At 67.7% G+C, this 15381-nt stretch carries 14 protein-coding genes; 6 read left to right on the top strand and 8 right to left on the bottom strand.

What is annotated here, in order from left to right:
* Positions 1 to 22: 22 nt before the first annotated feature.
* A complete protein-coding gene (locus KRR55_RS03240) occupies positions 23 to 517 on the bottom strand; it encodes a hypothetical protein (RefSeq protein WP_217387583.1) in 495 nt (164 codons plus the stop codon).
* Positions 518 to 654: 137 nt separating this feature from the next.
* Here KRR55_RS03240 and KRR55_RS03235 point away from each other — a divergent pair, with 137 nt between their 5' ends.
* Both KRR55_RS03235 and KRR55_RS03230 read left to right on the top strand, forming a co-directional pair.
* Complete coding sequence (locus KRR55_RS03235) at positions 655 to 909, top strand: hypothetical protein (RefSeq protein WP_217387582.1); 255 nt, start codon at positions 655 to 657, stop codon at positions 907 to 909.
* 81 nt (positions 910 to 990) lie between these two features.
* Positions 991 to 1926 carry a LysR family transcriptional regulator gene (locus tag KRR55_RS03230; RefSeq protein ID WP_217387581.1) on the top strand — a complete coding sequence of 312 codons (936 nt, stop codon included), beginning with the start codon at positions 991 to 993 and terminating at the stop codon, positions 1924 to 1926.
* Positions 1927 to 1962: 36 nt separating this feature from the next.
* Here the strand turns inward: KRR55_RS03230 and KRR55_RS03225 are convergent, their stop codons facing one another.
* The 4 genes from KRR55_RS03225 to KRR55_RS03210 form a co-directional block, all read right to left on the bottom strand.
* Positions 1963 to 2433, bottom strand: a complete 471-nt coding sequence (locus tag KRR55_RS03225; RefSeq protein ID WP_217387580.1) for a hypothetical protein — start codon at positions 2431 to 2433, stop codon at positions 1963 to 1965.
* An 83-nt stretch (positions 2434 to 2516) separates the two neighbouring features.
* Positions 2517 to 5123, bottom strand: a complete 2607-nt coding sequence (locus KRR55_RS03220) for a SpoIID/LytB domain-containing protein (RefSeq protein WP_217387579.1) — start codon at positions 5121 to 5123, stop codon at positions 2517 to 2519.
* A gap of 124 nt (positions 5124 to 5247) precedes the next feature.
* Positions 5248 to 5583, bottom strand: coding sequence for a DUF202 domain-containing protein (locus KRR55_RS03215; protein ID WP_217387578.1), 336 nt, complete (start codon positions 5581 to 5583; stop codon positions 5248 to 5250).
* A complete protein-coding gene (locus KRR55_RS03210) occupies positions 5580 to 5969 on the bottom strand; it encodes a YidH family protein (protein WP_217387577.1) in 390 nt (129 codons plus the stop codon). The genes KRR55_RS03215 and KRR55_RS03210 overlap by 4 nt, the downstream gene beginning before the upstream one ends.
* Positions 5970 to 6150: 181 nt before the next feature.
* Here KRR55_RS03210 and KRR55_RS03205 point away from each other — a divergent pair, with 181 nt between their 5' ends.
* Together KRR55_RS03205 and KRR55_RS03200 are read left to right on the top strand one after the other, a co-directional pair.
* On the top strand, positions 6151 to 7203 hold the full coding sequence (locus KRR55_RS03205) for an enoyl-CoA hydratase/isomerase family protein (protein WP_217387576.1): 1053 nt from the start codon (positions 6151 to 6153) through the stop codon (positions 7201 to 7203).
* A 208-nt stretch (positions 7204 to 7411) separates the two neighbouring features.
* Positions 7412 to 7702, top strand: a complete 291-nt coding sequence (locus KRR55_RS03200; protein WP_217387575.1) for a hypothetical protein — start codon at positions 7412 to 7414, stop codon at positions 7700 to 7702.
* A 23-nt stretch (positions 7703 to 7725) separates the two neighbouring features.
* On the opposite strand, the gene KRR55_RS03195 is transcribed toward KRR55_RS03200, so the two are convergent.
* Both KRR55_RS03195 and KRR55_RS03190 read right to left on the bottom strand, forming a co-directional pair.
* The gene (locus tag KRR55_RS03195) at positions 7726 to 8922 is read right to left on the bottom strand and encodes an MFS transporter (protein WP_217387574.1); all 1197 of its coding nucleotides are present in this window, start codon (positions 8920 to 8922) and stop codon (positions 7726 to 7728) included.
* Positions 8923 to 8973: 51 nt separating this feature from the next.
* Complete coding sequence (locus tag KRR55_RS03190) at positions 8974 to 10728, bottom strand: FMN-binding glutamate synthase family protein (RefSeq protein ID WP_217387573.1); 1755 nt, start codon at positions 10726 to 10728, stop codon at positions 8974 to 8976.
* A 352-nt stretch (positions 10729 to 11080) separates the two neighbouring features.
* On the opposite strand from KRR55_RS03190, the gene KRR55_RS03185 reads away from it, so the two are divergent.
* Both KRR55_RS03185 and KRR55_RS03180 read left to right on the top strand, forming a co-directional pair.
* Positions 11081 to 13489: a hypothetical protein gene (locus KRR55_RS03185; RefSeq protein WP_217387572.1), complete on the top strand. Its 2409-nt coding sequence runs from the start codon at positions 11081 to 11083 to the stop codon at positions 13487 to 13489.
* Positions 13490 to 13716: 227 nt separating this feature from the next.
* Positions 13717 to 14700, top strand: coding sequence for a diaminopimelate dehydrogenase (locus tag KRR55_RS03180; RefSeq protein WP_217387571.1), 984 nt, complete (start codon positions 13717 to 13719; stop codon positions 14698 to 14700).
* A 78-nt stretch (positions 14701 to 14778) separates the two neighbouring features.
* Here KRR55_RS03180 and KRR55_RS03175 read toward each other — a convergent pair whose 3' ends face one another.
* Positions 14779 to 15357, bottom strand: coding sequence for an antibiotic biosynthesis monooxygenase (locus KRR55_RS03175; RefSeq protein WP_217387570.1), 579 nt, complete (start codon positions 15355 to 15357; stop codon positions 14779 to 14781).
* Positions 15358 to 15381 lie beyond the last annotated feature (24 nt).

Below are 15381 nucleotides of genomic sequence, written 5' to 3'. Positions count from 1 at the left end.
GAATCCATTTCATTTGGTGCCCCTACCGCCCGGGAAGCACCCAACGGCGCACGCCCATGACCAGAACCGTGACGAGCAGGACCACAAGCAGGCCGTCAGCGGCAATGTAGAAGTAGTGCCAGGCCGAGCCGCCCGCCTCGGCTCCCGCCAGCACCGCCTCGGTGCGCCCGGACAGGAACGGCCTGATGAGCGCGACCTTGGCCAGCAGCACGGTGCCCAGCAACCCAACCACCCACAGGTACGCCCGGTCCAGGCCCCGCCGGAGGCAGGAGGCGGCGAGCACGATGAAGAACACCACTTCCACGATGTTCATGGCGGCGAAGACCAGCTGCCCGATGCCCAGGCCCAGCGCCAGGGTCATGCCCGGGGCCATGAACTTCAGCGGCGTCTCGATGAACGAAATCCCGATGAGCAATCCCAGCCACAGTGCCGGTGCCAGGATCCGCCCGGCGGCGGCAAGCAAGGCGCGGCCGCTGACGGCGGGCGTGAGGAACCGTGGGGAAATATCGCTGTCCATATACCGACCATACTCCGCCTGACGGCCCGATTCCGCGCACGAAAAAGTGCCCATTCCCATACGCCCGGATGCAACATAGGCTGTAATCAATCGGGGTTCGGTCGCAGATCCCGGCGTTTGAAGAAAAGAGGGACACGATGAGCAACAGCTTTGATGACACCGTCTTCGATGAGCCGATTGACGACGACATGTACGAACCGGACGACGGCCGGGACGGCCAGCCCTACGATGGTTCCTCCGACAGCCCCGAAACCATGACGGCCCTCGATCCGCTGCGCAAGCACCTGTATCTCCTCGATGACGACCTCGCCGCCGAGGACGAGGAGGAAGACGAGGAATCCGTCGAGGAGGAGTGGTCCGAGGACGAGCTCCTCGAGGAGGAATCCACGTAGGACCCTCGCCCGTCTAGGATGGGACGGGCGCGCTCCATCAGTGGTTCGCGCTCTCACCCCGCCCGAGGCACAGGAGTTTCAGTGGTCAATCCGGTTCACTTGCGCACGCTGCTGGAAGTCGTGACGCAAAAGTCGTTCGCCGCCTCCGCCCTCCGCCTGGGGTACACGCCCTCGGCGGTCTCGCAGCAGATGTCGGCGCTGGAACGCGACACAGGCACCACCCTTTTCACCCGGGGGGCCAAGAGCATCGAGCCCACTCCCGCCGCACTGACCATGGCCAGGCATGCCCGCCGCGTGCTCACCGACATCGACGCGCTCATGGCAGCGACCTCCACACCGGACCTTGACCCCAGCGGCAAGCCGCTGCAGGAACTGCGCATCGGGATCTTTCCGTCGCTGGCCACCTACGCCCTGCCCAAGCTCCTGGGCTCGCCGGACTGGGACCAGCTAGGCATCGCTCTGCGGGTGAACGTGGGCGAACCCCACCAGACGATCACCGGGCTGCGCCAGGACGGCGAGCTGGACCTCGCGCTGATCTTCCAGGTGGGCCAGGGCGGGCTGGCCTGGCCGGCGCAGCTGGAGCGCCAGTGGCTGGGTGACGACCCGTTCCGCGTGGTGGTCCCGGCTTCCTGGAAGCTCGACGGCTCCTCGGTCTTCAGCGCCGCGCAGCTGGCCGACATGCCCTGGATCATGCACCATCCGGGGACCTCCGACGCCACCGTGATCTCCCGGCTCTTCGCCGCATTCAACATCCACCCGCGGGTCGTGGCCCATTCGGATGACTTCAATGCATCGCTGCACATGGCCGCCGCCGGGCTGGGCGCCGCCGTGGTCCCTGAACTGGCCATGCTGCGGGCACCCGATGGCATTCAGGTGATTGATGCACCCGAGATCAGCCTGGTCCGCAGCATCTTTGCCCTTCGCCCGGAAAACCGGGACAACCCCAAGGTCGGGGTGTTCATGGACCGGCTCACCAGGGTCCTGGCCGAGCTGAGCATCGGACCCAAGCGGCGCTAGACGGACGCGCCTATTTGTTGCCGCGGACCGTTGCGCTCATTCCACGAATGTTGGCTTCAGCCACAACGACGTAATGCCGGTGTCGTCGGTTCCAATGACCGTGTCGGTCGCAATCCTCGCCAGGCGCCCATCGGCGCCGCCACAGGTGATCCGGCACCAGCCGCTTTCCGCGTCGAATTGCGTCCGCCACACCTCTGCGGGATCACTGCGGTCGCGGCGAATGGAGACACTTCCGCTCGGACCCAAGGCCGGCTCGTCGCCCCTCACCACCCCGTCGACGGCACCCTCGGGCCTACCAGGGACACTGAGCCACGAGGACCGCGGCGAGTATCCCCAAACGTAAAGGAGGATGCCGTTGGGCATACCTACCTCGATAAGCACGGTGTCCAGTGCCAGCGAGGCAGGCGAACCCCTGCGCGCCGCCACGTCCCCGGGATCGGTGGGGACGAAGTCAAAGGCCTGGTCCCCCAGGCTGTAGACCGCCCGGCCGGAAACAGGTTGGGTCAAGGGAACTACATTCATCGTTCGTCTTCGAAATCGTCCTCGCCTCGCCGGGCACCCGGCAACACCGGCACTGGCAGGCCGCGCGCCTACTTGTTTCCGCGCACCGTGCTGGTGCCCACGGAGATCTTGGCATCGCTCTTGGAACGCACGCCGCGCGTCCCGGCGCCGCGGTTGTCCAGGATCCTGGAGGACGAGACCTTCAATGTGGCCTTGTTCGATGCGGCGATGCCGCCGGTGAAGGTCGCCGGCCTGAACCCGGCCCACCCGTTCTTGCTGATTTCGCTCCCCCGCACCACCGAGTTCTTCCCGCCCGAGGCGCTGATGCCCGCCTGGCCGTTGAGCCTGACGATGGAGTTGATGATCCCGGTGGCATGGCCGTTGCTTTGCACGCCGATGCCGTGGTTCACCGCAACCCGGGAGGAAAAGAGCGTCGAGTGCGCTCCGCGCAGCCACACCGCCCCGGTGTTGGAGGGATTCGCGTAGCCGACCACATTGACATTGCCCATCCGGGACCAGGTTCCCAACGTCACGGCACGGGTCAGGGAGGACATGGTGTATTTGTTCTTTGAGCTGCTGGCCTTGCCCGTGAAGATGGCACGGTTCTTGTGGTCGATCCAGTAGGTTCCGGACTTCACCTTGGCCTTGGACGACACCCGGGTCAGCTGGGCGCCGTTGGCGAAGAGGACCTGGGCGCTGTTGCACTGGCTCCCGGTGGTGCACGCGAGCGTCTTGGGTGCCTTGGCCGGGATCCTTGCCGTGCCGATGCGGTGCAGCTTGCCTGACTTCTTCGTGTTCACGGCGATGGTCCCGTCGAACCGGGTGCTCGACATTCCCTGCCCGACCAGCGTTTGCCGCGGCTTGAGCACCACGTTGCTGGGCTTGTGGGTTCCGGGCTTCAGGCAGATGACGGCCCCGTCGCGCGCCTTGGCCGCGGCGGTGGAAATGCTGGCCCCGGGCTTGACCGCGGTGGTGCAGAAGTTCCGGGCATTGATGGTGGTTGCGCTCGGGGCGACCACGCTTGGCTTGATGCCGCTGATCCAGGCCGAGAGTGCGCCGATGCCGGAGGTGGATCCGCGGAAGGTGTTTCCCTTCAGGGTCTTGCTGGTTCCGGAGGAAGACTTGGCGGTGGCAGAGGTGATGGTCAGGTCCTTGGCGCGGGTGAACTTCACGCTGACCACATCGCTGAGCCCAAAGACCTTCGCCATCTCCCGCTGGCTGGTGCGCTGGGTCCATGACTTGTACGGGTTATTGGCGCTTTTCTTCAACGACCAGGAGTCGGCCCGCGACCGCAGGTAGGGCTGGCCCGCGCCGCCCCAGACGTCCTCGCTGTTGCGCGTGGCCCCGCCGGTCGAGGAGGAGTACACGGTCTCTGCAAGTCGCCCGGCGTACATCACGACTTTTCCTGCGGTGGGCACGCCCGCGGCGTTGCGGGAGACGGTGGCGTCGACGGCCGCCTTCCACTTGGCCCCGTAACCGGGCTGCTCGTTTTCCTTCTTCCAGCCGGTGAACTTCTGGTCCTGGACCTCGTCGGTGACGTTGCAGTCGCAGGATGCCTTGAGCCTGTTGACCTTGCGCATGGCATAGGTCCGGCCCGCAATGGCCTGGGCCTGCAGCACAGCGGAGGGCCATGAGGACGGGACCTCGGCCAGGCCATAGAGGTATTCGTCGTTCAGCCGCAGCGAGGCAACGAGGTTCACCTGGTCATCGAGCAGCCCTGCTTCCAGGGCGCCGTGCCGGTAGAGCCCCGGCGCCGATGATTCGGCGTTCGCCTGGGGGACGGAGATCGTGGCGCGGTTGGAGGAGGGCCACGCGCGCGTCCCCTCCCACGTGATGCGCAGCTTGCCGCTGGCCTTGTTGGCCCCGGGTGCCGGATTCACGTCGCGCACCCCGTCCTTGTTCCTGTCCCGCGGCACCACGTCGAACCCGGCCGGGGTCTTCAGCACGTAGGTGAGCTGCGAGCCGCTCCGGTTCAGGGTGAGCGTGGATCCGGACACGGCGGTATACGTTTTTCCGGCCGTGGGATCGGTGACGCGCATGCGTCCGCCGGCAACGGTCAATGTGCTGGTTCCGGATTTGAGCACCTGCACCCGGATGTCACCGGATGCCGCGGTCTTGCTGGCGGTGACCTTGGCGGGGTTGTAGTAGTACTCCAGGATGCTGGTGGCGCTCTTGCCCTCGGCGGCCATGGCCCGGGCGCCGTACTGGCTCATGCCCACGCCGTGTCCCCAGCCCGCACCGGTGACGGTGAAGTCGGGCAGCTTGGGTGCCTTGGGCAGCCAGTAGGAGGTCCCGTTCGGGCGGACCCCGATGACGCCGCCGCTGAAGTTTTGCCGGGTGTCGGCCCCGGACTTGTATTGTTCACCGGTCGGGTAGCCGAAGCGGCCGTTCTCCCATCCGGTGTCGGCCCAGGCCTGGGCCACCGCATTGCGCACCGTCAATGCCCTGCGCTTGGCCGAGTGCACCACGATCCCGTCGCGGTGCGAACGCCACAGCGTTCCGTCCTTGAGCTTGCCCGTTCCGGCATCGGCGCCGCCCAGCGTCTTGGCGGCCTTGGCCAGGTACGCCTTGTTGGTGTCCTGGATGCTCGCTGCGGCCACGGAGGCCTGAACCGGCACCTCGGCCGTTGCCGCGGTTCCGGGAAACAGGAGTGCGCAGACGAGTGCGGCCGCAACGGCCATGGCGGTTTTTCTCATGGTTTTTCCTGGACAGCTTTCCCCTGGAGGGCCGGACCGGCCCGCGTCAATCAACCTTGATGATACGTCAGCTGGATTAACGGGGCGCGTCGTTGGTTCCCGCCGGCACGGGTGGCCTCGGGGCCTACTGGCCCAGCACCACCAGGATGCCGAGGACTCCCAGCCCGAGGACTGCACCACTCGTCGCCAGGACGGCAACCACGTCGGCGCGCAGCCGCTCCGCGGTGATCCCGCGGGAGGCAACGGAATAGCGCCGCCGCTGCGTGGCATAGATGCAGCCGGCGACCAGGAGGGACACCACGACCATGGCCAGCACGACGGCCCCGTAGTGCGGCAGCCAGCGCAGGAAGACCAGGGCGGCTACGCAGAGCGAAAGCGTGGTCCTGCCCCAGGACATCACCGTGCGTTCCGGCTGCAGCCCGGGGTCGCGGTGCAGGGGCGGGCGGGCTGCCGAACTCACGTGCCCAGCGCGATCAGCACGGCCACCACCGCGGCGGCCAGCGCACCGCCCAGGCCCAGGATGGGGATGATCAGCGGCAGCGGCAGCGGCCTGGAATGGCGCATCGACATTTCGATGCTGCGCCAGCGCAAGGCCGCCCCGGCGCTGATCAGCATGCCGATGACGATCAGCAGCACCGAGATGCCGGTGCGCAGCGGGCCGGGGAAGGCTGCTGCGGCGAATGCCTCCAGCGCGATGCCGCCGGCGAGGAAGGCCAGCGCCGTCCGGATCCAGGCCAGAAAGGTGCGCTCGTTGGCCAGGGTGAAGCGCGGGTCCGGCTCCTGGCCCCCGGGCAGCACGCGCCTGGCGATTCTCCCGCGTTCGTCGTTCCCATCGGTCGATGCCATGTGCCGGCGTGCTCCCCTGTGTTGAGTCTCGAATCCGGAGGCACCATCCACCGCCGGAAAATCCTCTTCAGGATACCGGTGAAATGCAGGTGTCCCGCCTCCCGGGAGCTCTGTTGCGCACCGCCGGCGTTTCCCTTGGGAGCCACCGGAGAGATATCTTGGCTGGGACCCGCACGCCGCAATGAACAGGACAAGAACCATCACGACCCTTATCGACTCCACGGTCCTGGGAACACTGGGCCTGGTGGCGCTGCGCCGGCCCGAGCAAATCAACGCCCTCACCGGCGCCATGCTGCAGGAGCTGACCGATGTCCTCACGACGTGGCGGGACGATGCGCGGGTGTCAATGGTGGTGCTGCGCGGCGAGGGAGCGCGCGGATTTTGCGCCGGCGGCGACATCAAGGACTTTCACCACGCGGTGACAAACGGCGGGCATGCCCGCTTCCTGGAGCTCCTCGCCCTGGAGTTCAGGCTCGATGAGATGATCGCGAACTATCCCAAGCCGGTGGTCACCCTTGTCCACGGGCTCTGCATGGGCGGCGGGATCGGGCTGGCCTCCCACGCCGCCATCCGCATCGCGACCCCCGATGCGCAATACGCCATGCCCGAGGCCCGCATCGGCTACAGCCCCGACGTGGGCGCCACTCATCTGATGGCGAGGGCGCCGGGGCACCTGGGCGAATACCTGGTGCTGACCGCCGACACCTTCACCGGGGCCGACGCCGTGGAGCTCGGCTTTGCCGACATGCTGGTGGATGCGGAACGCTTCGAGGAGGTCATCGAGGCCCTGCCCGACTTCGAGTCGATGCCGGCGGCGGACATCGCGGCCGGCCTGGAAGTGCTTTTCGGATCCTTTGACGCCTCCCCGCTGGCGAGCGCGCAGCCCTGGATCGATGCCGCCTTCGGTGCGCCGACGCTCGCGGAGATCCTCGAGCGGCTCGATGCCATGGTCCATCCCGCCGCCCGGGCGGCGGCGGCCCGGATGCGCGCCAACAGCCCCACCTCCCTGGAATGCGCGCTGCTGGCGGTGCGCGCGGCCCGTGCAGAGGACCACCTGCCCTCGGCCCTGGCACGGGAGCTGCGCGTGGCCGACTACCTGATGCACCGCGACGATTTGGCCGAGGGGATCCGCGCCCAGGTCATCGACAAGGACCGCAGCCCGGCGTGGAACCCCGCGGAGTTGGGACAGGTGGATCGCGAAAAAATTGCCGCGGTGATCGCCGACTCCGAATAGGGTCACGATGACCCGCAGGGGAGCTCACGCCGAAGGGCGCTGGTCTTGGCGCTTGCGCCGGTTGGCGACCGAAGGTTGACTGGAGATTTTATCGAACTGGCCATTTTTTCCGCGGAAGTTCGGTGGCACATGCGCTTTCAAGGACACTCGATCGGAATGGTTCGGGAAATCCCGCGAGTTCCATCCCTCTGCGGGATAGATTGTGGCCATGGGCGTAGATGGCATCAAGGCATCCCTCGTTGATCCGCGTTATGTCAGCGAAGAGGTACTCACTCCGGTATACCGCGTGGATTTCTGGAACGAGAATCGCGACAGCACCGAGCATCGGCTCGAGAATGCGGCGTGCGTTGACGACGTTCTTGCGTGGGCCGAAGCCAACAGCAATGGCCGCCGGGCAGTGATCTGGGTCGAGTACAACTATGAAGGCGGAACCGGAATTTGCCTGCTGCACGGGCAGGAGCCAACCGACGAGGAACTGCCGCTGCCCCAAAGTCCATAATTCGGGCCTTCAGCAAGCCGGCTTCAGTCCTCCATGGACCGCAGCGGCACGATCGCCCCCAGCGTCGCCGCGGCCGTCGTGACGCCCAGGGCGAGGAACACTCCCCCGGCACCCATGGAGGTGGCGAAGACGCCCACGCCCACCGGGATCACCGCCTGCCCCAGGCGGTTGCCCAGCAGCCGGATCGACATCCAGGTGCCACGGGTGCCCTCGGTGGCGGTCATCGACACCACCGTCATGCTCAGCGGCTGCCCGATGCCCAGTCCCAGGCCCGCCAGCACCAGCAGCACCGCCATCGCGGAGGTGGGCAGCGGCAGCATCAGCAGGGCGACCAGCACCGCGGAGGCACCGGTGGACACGAGCAGCAGCCGGGCCCTGCCCACGGCGCGGACCAGGCGGTCCATCGCCAGCCGCGACAGCACTGTGGCGACTGCCCGCAGCGCCAGCAGCACCCCGACCGCCTGGGTGGAAATCCCCCGCTCCACGGCCAGCGCCGGGAGGTAGACCTGCAGCAGGTCGATGGTGCACAGCACCATCATGCTCAGCCCGATGGACGCGATGAGGGTGTTGCGGGCCGCCGGCGGAACGTGCAGCGCGGTGCGCAGTTTCACCTGGGCCTTCGCGGGGCCGGACGAGCGCCCCGCACCGCGGTGGCGGGCCATCAGGACGGAAGTGGCCAGCACCCCGGCGGCGCCCACCAGGTAGGCCAGCAGCAGCATCGAGGTGTCGGGGGTGACGGCCGGCCCGCCCAGCACCCCGAGCAGCAGCGGGGCCACTGCCTGCGCCACGGCGGTGACCATGGTGTAGAAGCCGAAGACCCTGTCCATGTTGCGATTGGTGGCCGAGGCCAGGCGGCTGTGTTCCCCGATCAGGCTCATCAGGTGGCCCACGCCCAGGATCAGGTTCCAGCCCAGCAGTGCCGGCAGCGAGGGGGCGGCAAAAAGCAGCCCGGCCCCGGCGATGATCAGCAGGGCGGCGCCCGCCAGCAGGATGTGTTTCTCCTTGCCCCGGTCCGCGGCACGGCCGATGAACACGGCCAGGAAGACAGGCAGGATCGAGAAGCTCGCCACCACCAGGCCCAGCAGCCCGGGGTCGACGCCGAGTTCCAGCGCCTTGTAGGAGGTGGCGGGCCGGACCAGGTACACCGCGGCCTGCAGGAAGAAGGCGTGTGCGAGCACGGAGGGGAAACCGATGCCCGGCGCGGTGCTGGAGGGAGCCATGGCTGCCATTATTCCGAGCCGCCAAACACCGCCCGGCATTGATGACGGTTGTTAACCCCCATGTGGCGTGGCCTTCGGGGCCGGCCTGCCCTCGGGTCGCTCGGCGTTGGGGTGCACGGGTTCCACGGCTCGGTGGGTGGAGTCCTTGGGTTCCACCCGTTTGGGCGCAACGGTCATCTCCGCGGGGACGGGTTCGCGCGGGGTCGGCCACGGCATCGGGGCGTGCTCCCCGAAGGTGTCGGCGTCGGCCTCCAGCCAGTCCGGGGCCCAGCCCCGGGGCGGTTCGCGCATCAGCTCACCGGGCTCCAGCCAGTTGTGCAGGGCGGCGTAGCTGCGCGTTGTCAGGTGGTCGACGCGACGGCGCAGCATCCTGGTGTTCAGCTGCGACGGCGTCGCAACGCCCATCGAGGCCATCAGTTGCGCGGCTTCCTGCACGGTGAGCTTGTGGTAGTTGTAGACGCGGTTGCCCTTGTCGGTGACATCCAGCGCGCGCATCAGCCGCGGGTCCTGGGTGGCGACCCCGACCGGACACTCGTTGGTGTGGCATTTCTGCGCCTGGATGCAGCCGGTGGCCATCATCATGGCCCGGGCGCTGAAAGTGAAGTCGGCGCCCTGGATCAGCCGCTTCACCACATCGGATCCGGTGGCGACCTTGCCCGCGGCCCCGAGCCGGATCCTGCTGCGCAGCCCGGTCCCGACCAGCGCGTTGTGCACCAGCATCAGCCCCTCGGTCAGCGGCGTTCCCACATGGTCCTCATATTCCAGCGGCGCCGCCCCGGTTCCGCCCTCGGACCCGTCGATGGTGATGAAGTCGGGGGTGATCCCCGTTTCAAGCATGGCCTTGCACATCGCCAGCACGTCGGTGCGCGATCCCACGCAGAACTTATAGCCCACGGGTTTGCCCCCGGCCAGTTTCCGCAGCCTGCCCACGAATTGCATCAGCTCACGTGGCGTGGAGAAGCTCGCATGCGAGGCGGGTGAAATGCAGTCGACACCCATGGGCACCCCGCGGGTCGCGGCGATCTCCGCGGTGATCTTCGCCGCCGGCAATACGCCACCCAGTCCGGGCTTGGCGCCCTGGGAGAGCTTGATGGTGATGCCCTTGACATGTTCGTTTGATGCCTTGAGGGCGAAGAGGTCGGGATCGAAGTTTCCCGCGTCGTCTCGGCAGCCGAAGTAGCCGGAGCCGATTTCCCAGAACAGGTCGGCACCGTGTTCCAGGTGGTAGGGGGCCAGCCCGCCCTCGCCGGTCTCGTGGACGAATCCGCCCATTGCCGCGCCCTTGTTCATGGCCAGCACGGCGTTTTTGGACAGCGAGCCGAAGCTCATCGAGGAGATGTTCATCAGCGACATGTCGTAGGGCTGCGTGCAGTCAGGGCCGCCGATGCGCACGCGGTGCTGGTCCTTCGCGACCTCGACCGGGGCGGTGGAATGCAACAGGTACTCGTAGCCGACCTCGTTGACGTCGCGTTCGGTGCCGAAGGCCTTGTGGCTGTCGGCGCCCTTGGCCCGCGCGTAGACCAGCGAACGGGTGTCCCGGTCGAAGGGCCGCCCGTCGGTGTTGCGCTCGATGAAGTACTGCTGGATCTCGGGGCGGATCGACTCGAGCAGGAAGCGCATGCGTCCCAGCACGGGAAAATTGCGCAGGATGGCGTGCTTGGTCTGCACGACGTCGTGGATCCCGAGCGCCAGCAGGAGAACCACGAGCACGGCGACCACCCACCAGCCGCCGGGCCCCAGCGCGGCGGCCACGATGGTGATGAAACCGAGCAGGGACAGCAGCGCCAAAATCAGAAATCTCACCATGAGTGCGAGCCTACAACTTCCCGGCGGGCTTTGCGCCGATCGCCCGGCGCCGGGCGCCTGCGGCCACCGCTGTCCGGGTTTCACACCCCGTCCGCCGGGGCGCGGAGAAGACGTCACAACCTACCGCCGGGTAAGTTATTTTCCCAAAACACTTGCAAAGCTACCCATCAGTAAGTTCAATGGTCCTAGTCCCTTTGTAATCCACATCACAGCTACACCTTGGGCTCGGCCGGAATCCGGCCGCAGGACCCTCCCGCTCCATCGTGCCACGGCTCGTGGCGTACCTTTGTGCGCCCAAAATCCCCGCGGCACCGCTTCCCCACCAATCCCCATCGATCCCCCAGGAGTCCAGTTGAATGCACATATTGCGGCCAAGCGGCACACGCTGCTGCATGCAATCATCACGGTTTTGCTCGGCCTGTTCCTGATCGCCTTCGTGGCCTTCTACGCGATGTTCTCATCCCAGGTGGCAAGCGGCGCCTCGGACCTCAACAGCGGGATGGGCAAGGCAAACGACGGAGTCGCCAAGCTGGCCGACGGATCCTCCGGTGCCGCCGCCGGCGCCGCCGAACTGGCCACCGGCACCGGCGCGTTGTCCGAGGGCGCGCAGAAACTTGCCAAGGGCGCGGAAAAGGCAGCAACCGGCGCCGGCAAATTGACGGACGGTGCGGGCACGCTGCACGCAGGAACGACCAAGCTTTCGGTCGGCGCCGGGGACGCCGAGGCCGGTGCAACCAGGCTCGGCAACGGGGCAGCGGACCTGTCCACCGGCGCGAAGAAGATCGCCGCCGGCACCGATGCGGTCGATGCCGCCGCGGGCAAGCTCAACGCCGGCGCGGGCAAGCTGGCCGCGGGCGCCAAGGACGCGACAGTGGGTGCAGGTGCACTCAGTGAAGGTTCATCCAAGCTGGCCACCGGTGCCGGTTCCCTCGCCGCGGGCACCGGCACCCTGGACGCCGGGGCGCAGTCGCTCAGGGACGGTTCCCAGAAGCTCTCGGCCGGCATGTCCCAGCTGGGCATTGGCACGGGCAAGGTCAACACCGGAGCCCACGATCTCTCGGCGGGCGCGCAGCAACTCTCCGCGGGAGCCGGGGCCGCCAACGACGGTGCGCAGAAGCTTGCCGCCGGAACGCAGGCGGCAAATGCCGGTGCGCAGAAGCTGGCCGCCGGCACCTCAAGTGCGGCCGCGGGGTCCGATGCCCTGGCGGCCGGCAGCGACAAGTTGCTCGGCGGCGTCGAGGAGCTGGCCAGCAAGGCCCCGGCCCTGCTTGAAGGAGTGGCGGCACTCAAGGACGGCTCGGGACAGCTCGCGGACGGCAGCACCAGGCTGGCGGCGGGCACCCAGAAGCTGGCCGACGCTGCGCCGAAACTCCGCGGAGGCATCATGGCCGCCCAGGAGGGTTCCGTGGGCGTCGAAACGGGCGCCAAGGGCCTGGCCGACGGCCTGGTCACCGCCGACGGAAAAGCAGGTGAACTGACGGATGGTTCCGGTCGGCTGTCGAAAGGCCTGGGCGACCTTGCCGCGTTCGTGAAGGCGAATCCCACGGTGCCCTCGGGCCTTTTGCTGGAGCAGATCAACGCACTTCATGACGGTTCACAGGACCTGAATGCCGGCATGGAGAAGCTGCACGCCGGTACCACCAATCTTTCGGCCGGCGCCAGGAAGCTGGCCACCGGAAGCGGCCAACTGGCCGAGGGCATGGATTCCCTGAAGCTGGGGACCAAGGACCTCGTTGGCCAAACCGACGCCCTGAACGACGGCGCACAGGCAGTCAAGACCGGAGCCGCCAAGCTCGACGGCGGGCTGGGCCAGCTCAGCGAGGGGTCCAAGGCCCTGGGTGCGGGCATCGGCGCATTGAAGACCGGAGCCACCGCGCTCAATGCCGGGGCGCAGGACCTCAATTCGGGGCTCGGACAGCTCGACGCCGGCTTCAACGACTCCTCCAAGGGCCTGCTGGCCGGACTCGGCACCCTGGGCAACGGGGCCTCCCGGCTGGCCGAGGGCACCGACGCGCTGGCCGCCGGCAGCACCAAGCTCAGCACCGGGGCCGGAACCCTGGCCCAGGGCACCGCCACCCTCCAGGACGGGGCGGGCAGGCTCACGACCGGGGCGGATGCCCTGGCCGCGGGCGGCAGCAAGCTCGCGGACGGCACTTCGGCCTTGGACGCCGGAGCCACCAAGCTCAGCTCGGGTGCCCATGAGCTTGCGGCCGGCGGCAAGAAGCTTGCGGCCGGCACCGACAGGCTGGCAGCGGGCACCGGGGCGCTCAAGGACGGAACCTCCGAGCTGGCGTCCAAGACCCCCGCGCTGGCACAGGGAGCTGACTCCGCGGCGGCCGGTGCCGAAAAGCTCGAGGCCGGTGCCACGAAACTGGCTGCCGGCAACGCCAAGATCGCCCGCGGTGCCGAGGAGCTTGACGCCGGGGCGGCCAAGCTCGCCGGCGGCAGCGAAACCCTGGGCATGGGCCTGGAGGCGTTGCGCAAGGGCTCCGGTGATTTGTCCGCCGGTGCCACCAAGCTCGATGACGGTGCCAACCGGCTCGCCGACGGCAACTCGCAACTGGCCACCGGCCTGTCCACCCTCTCCGAGGGTTCGACCCAGCTGGCCAGCGGCACCTCGCGCTTGGAGGCCAGCACGCGGGCGGTCTCGGCATCCAAGATCGGCAGCGGCCCCAGCGCGCTGCTGCTCCTGATCCCGGTGGCCTTGCTGCTGATCCCGGCGCTCATCATGATCCGGAACCGCCGGCACCTGCGCGGCTAGTTTCCACCCTTCGCGGTCCCCGGGCCGTGGACACCACCGGCGCGGCCGGTGCGACTTCCCCTCGGGGCGGGCGCACCGGCCGCGCCTTGTACCGTTTCAGCCCAAATCGACGGCATGGGGCCGCCGGGCATCGCCGTCTTGGCCCGGACCGCAACCGTCTAGGTGTTCCGGCGTCGCAGGCACTACCGTGGAAGGAATATTAAAAACACTTTGACGTGAGGAAATTCGTGGGAGCAACAATCCGCATTGGCATTGCCGGTTATGGAAACCTGGGGCGAGGAGTGCAGGCGGCCGTCGCCAAGAACCCCGACATGGAGCTCGTGGGCGTCTACACCCGCCGGGACCCCGCGGCCCTGTCGCTTCCCGGCGGCGCCCCCGCCTTCCACATGGACCAGCTGCCCGGGCACACCGAGGACATCGACGTGCTGGTCCTGTGCGGCGGTTCCAAGTCCGACCTCCCAGAACAGGGACCTGCACTGGCAGCCCTGTTCAATACCGTTGACAGCTTCGACACCCATGCACGGATCCCCGAGCACTTCGCCGCCGTCGATGCCCCGGCCGCCGCGGCGGGCAAGACCGCGCTGATCTCGGCCGGCTGGGATCCGGGCATGTTCTCCATCAACCGGGTCTACGGCGAGGCGCTGCTGCCCGACGGCGAAACCTACACCTTCTGGGGACGCGGGCTCAGCCAGGGCCATTCGGATGCCATCCGCCGCGTGCCCGGCGTCGCCGGCGGCGTCCAGTACACGATTCCCAGCACCCAGGCGATCGCCCAGGTCCGTGCGGGCGAGCGCCCGAGCCTGGAGACCCGACAGAAGCACGTGCGCGAATGCTTCGTGGTGCTCGAGGACGGCGCTGACGCCGCGGCGGTTCGCGAGTCCATCGTGACCATGGAGCACTACTTCGATGCGTACGACACCACGGTGAATTTCATCGACGCCGCCACCCTGGCCGCCGAGCACTCCTCGATGCCGCACGGCGGGTTCGTCTTCCGCAGCGGCAACACCAGCGACGAGCATGCCCAGGTCATCGAATACTCGCTGACGCTGCAGTCCAACCCGGAATTCACCTCCAGCGTGCTGGTGGCCTACGCCCGCGCGGTGCACCGGATGAACCAGGCCGGCCAGGTCGGTGCCAAGACCGTGTTCGACGTGGCCCCGGGCCTGCTCTCCCCGAAGTCCGCGGAGCAGCTGCGCGCCGAATTGCTCTAGCCCTATCGCCGCAACGCCACGCCGTGCGGGAGGGGGCCAACCCGGTCTCCTCCGGCACGCCGGGGCTGTTTGCGGTCCCTACGCCCGGCTTTTCCCGCCGCGCGGCTTCTGCAGCCAGGGCCGCAGCAACCGCGTGGTCACCGGCAGGAAGATGTAGGTCATCAGCGGGGTGAGGATGCAGATGTTCAGCAGCACGGCCAGCACCAGCGGCCAGTCATGCAGCAGCGGCATCAGCAGGAGGTTGGAGAGCAGGCTCAGCGGGAAGAACGGCAGGAAGATGCTCACCGCCTGCTTCCACCGCGGGGGCACCACTGTCTCGGGAATCGTGACGGTGGTGTCCCCGGGCTGCTCGAACCAGCCCTCGATTCCCGTGCGGTGTTCCACCTTGGTGATTTCCACCAGTTCCGCGGCGCTGTCAATCCACCAGCGGCGCTCGGCGGATCCGTCCCAGGCGGCAAGCGCCTTGGCGGAGGCGAACCGGTAGAGCACATGCCATTCGTTGGAGTCAGGGGCGGTGCGGATCCATCCGGATCCGAGGTAGCCGTCCCATTCGCGGGCCAGTTCCTGGCCGGCCTGGACCCAGGCGTTGAAGCGTCGGTGGTGTTCGGGAAGTACCGTCCGGGTTATCGATACGGTGATGGGGGTAGCTTGTGGCATTTTCACAATCTAGTGCCCCTGCCC

It is taken from the genome of Paeniglutamicibacter quisquiliarum (genome assembly GCF_019084045.1).
Lineage (GTDB): Bacteria > Actinomycetota > Actinomycetes > Actinomycetales > Micrococcaceae > Paeniglutamicibacter > Paeniglutamicibacter quisquiliarum.
This window is presented reverse-complemented; position numbering and strand designations above follow the sequence as displayed.

Excerpts from the sequence above, each read along its gene's own strand:
- KRR55_RS03240 (WP_217387583.1), bottom strand. The coding sequence starts at position 517 with ATGGACAGCGATATTTCCCCACGGTTCCTCACGCCCGCCGTCAGCGGC.
- KRR55_RS03235 (WP_217387582.1), top strand. The coding sequence starts at position 655 with ATGAGCAACAGCTTTGATGACACCGTCTTCGATGAGCCGATTGACGAC.
- KRR55_RS03220 (WP_217387579.1), bottom strand. The coding sequence starts at position 5,123 with ATGAGAAAAACCGCCATGGCCGTTGCGGCCGCACTCGTCTGCGCACTC.
- KRR55_RS03210 (WP_217387577.1), bottom strand. The coding sequence starts at position 5,969 with ATGGCATCGACCGATGGGAACGACGAACGCGGGAGAATCGCCAGGCGC.
- KRR55_RS03205 (WP_217387576.1), top strand. The coding sequence starts at position 6,151 with ATGAACAGGACAAGAACCATCACGACCCTTATCGACTCCACGGTCCTG.
- KRR55_RS03200 (WP_217387575.1), top strand. The coding sequence starts at position 7,412 with ATGGGCGTAGATGGCATCAAGGCATCCCTCGTTGATCCGCGTTATGTC.
- KRR55_RS03195 (WP_217387574.1), bottom strand. The coding sequence starts at position 8,922 with ATGGCTCCCTCCAGCACCGCGCCGGGCATCGGTTTCCCCTCCGTGCTC.
- KRR55_RS03190 (WP_217387573.1), bottom strand. The coding sequence starts at position 10,728 with ATGGTGAGATTTCTGATTTTGGCGCTGCTGTCCCTGCTCGGTTTCATC.
- KRR55_RS03175 (WP_217387570.1), bottom strand. The coding sequence starts at position 15,357 with ATGCCACAAGCTACCCCCATCACCGTATCGATAACCCGGACGGTACTT.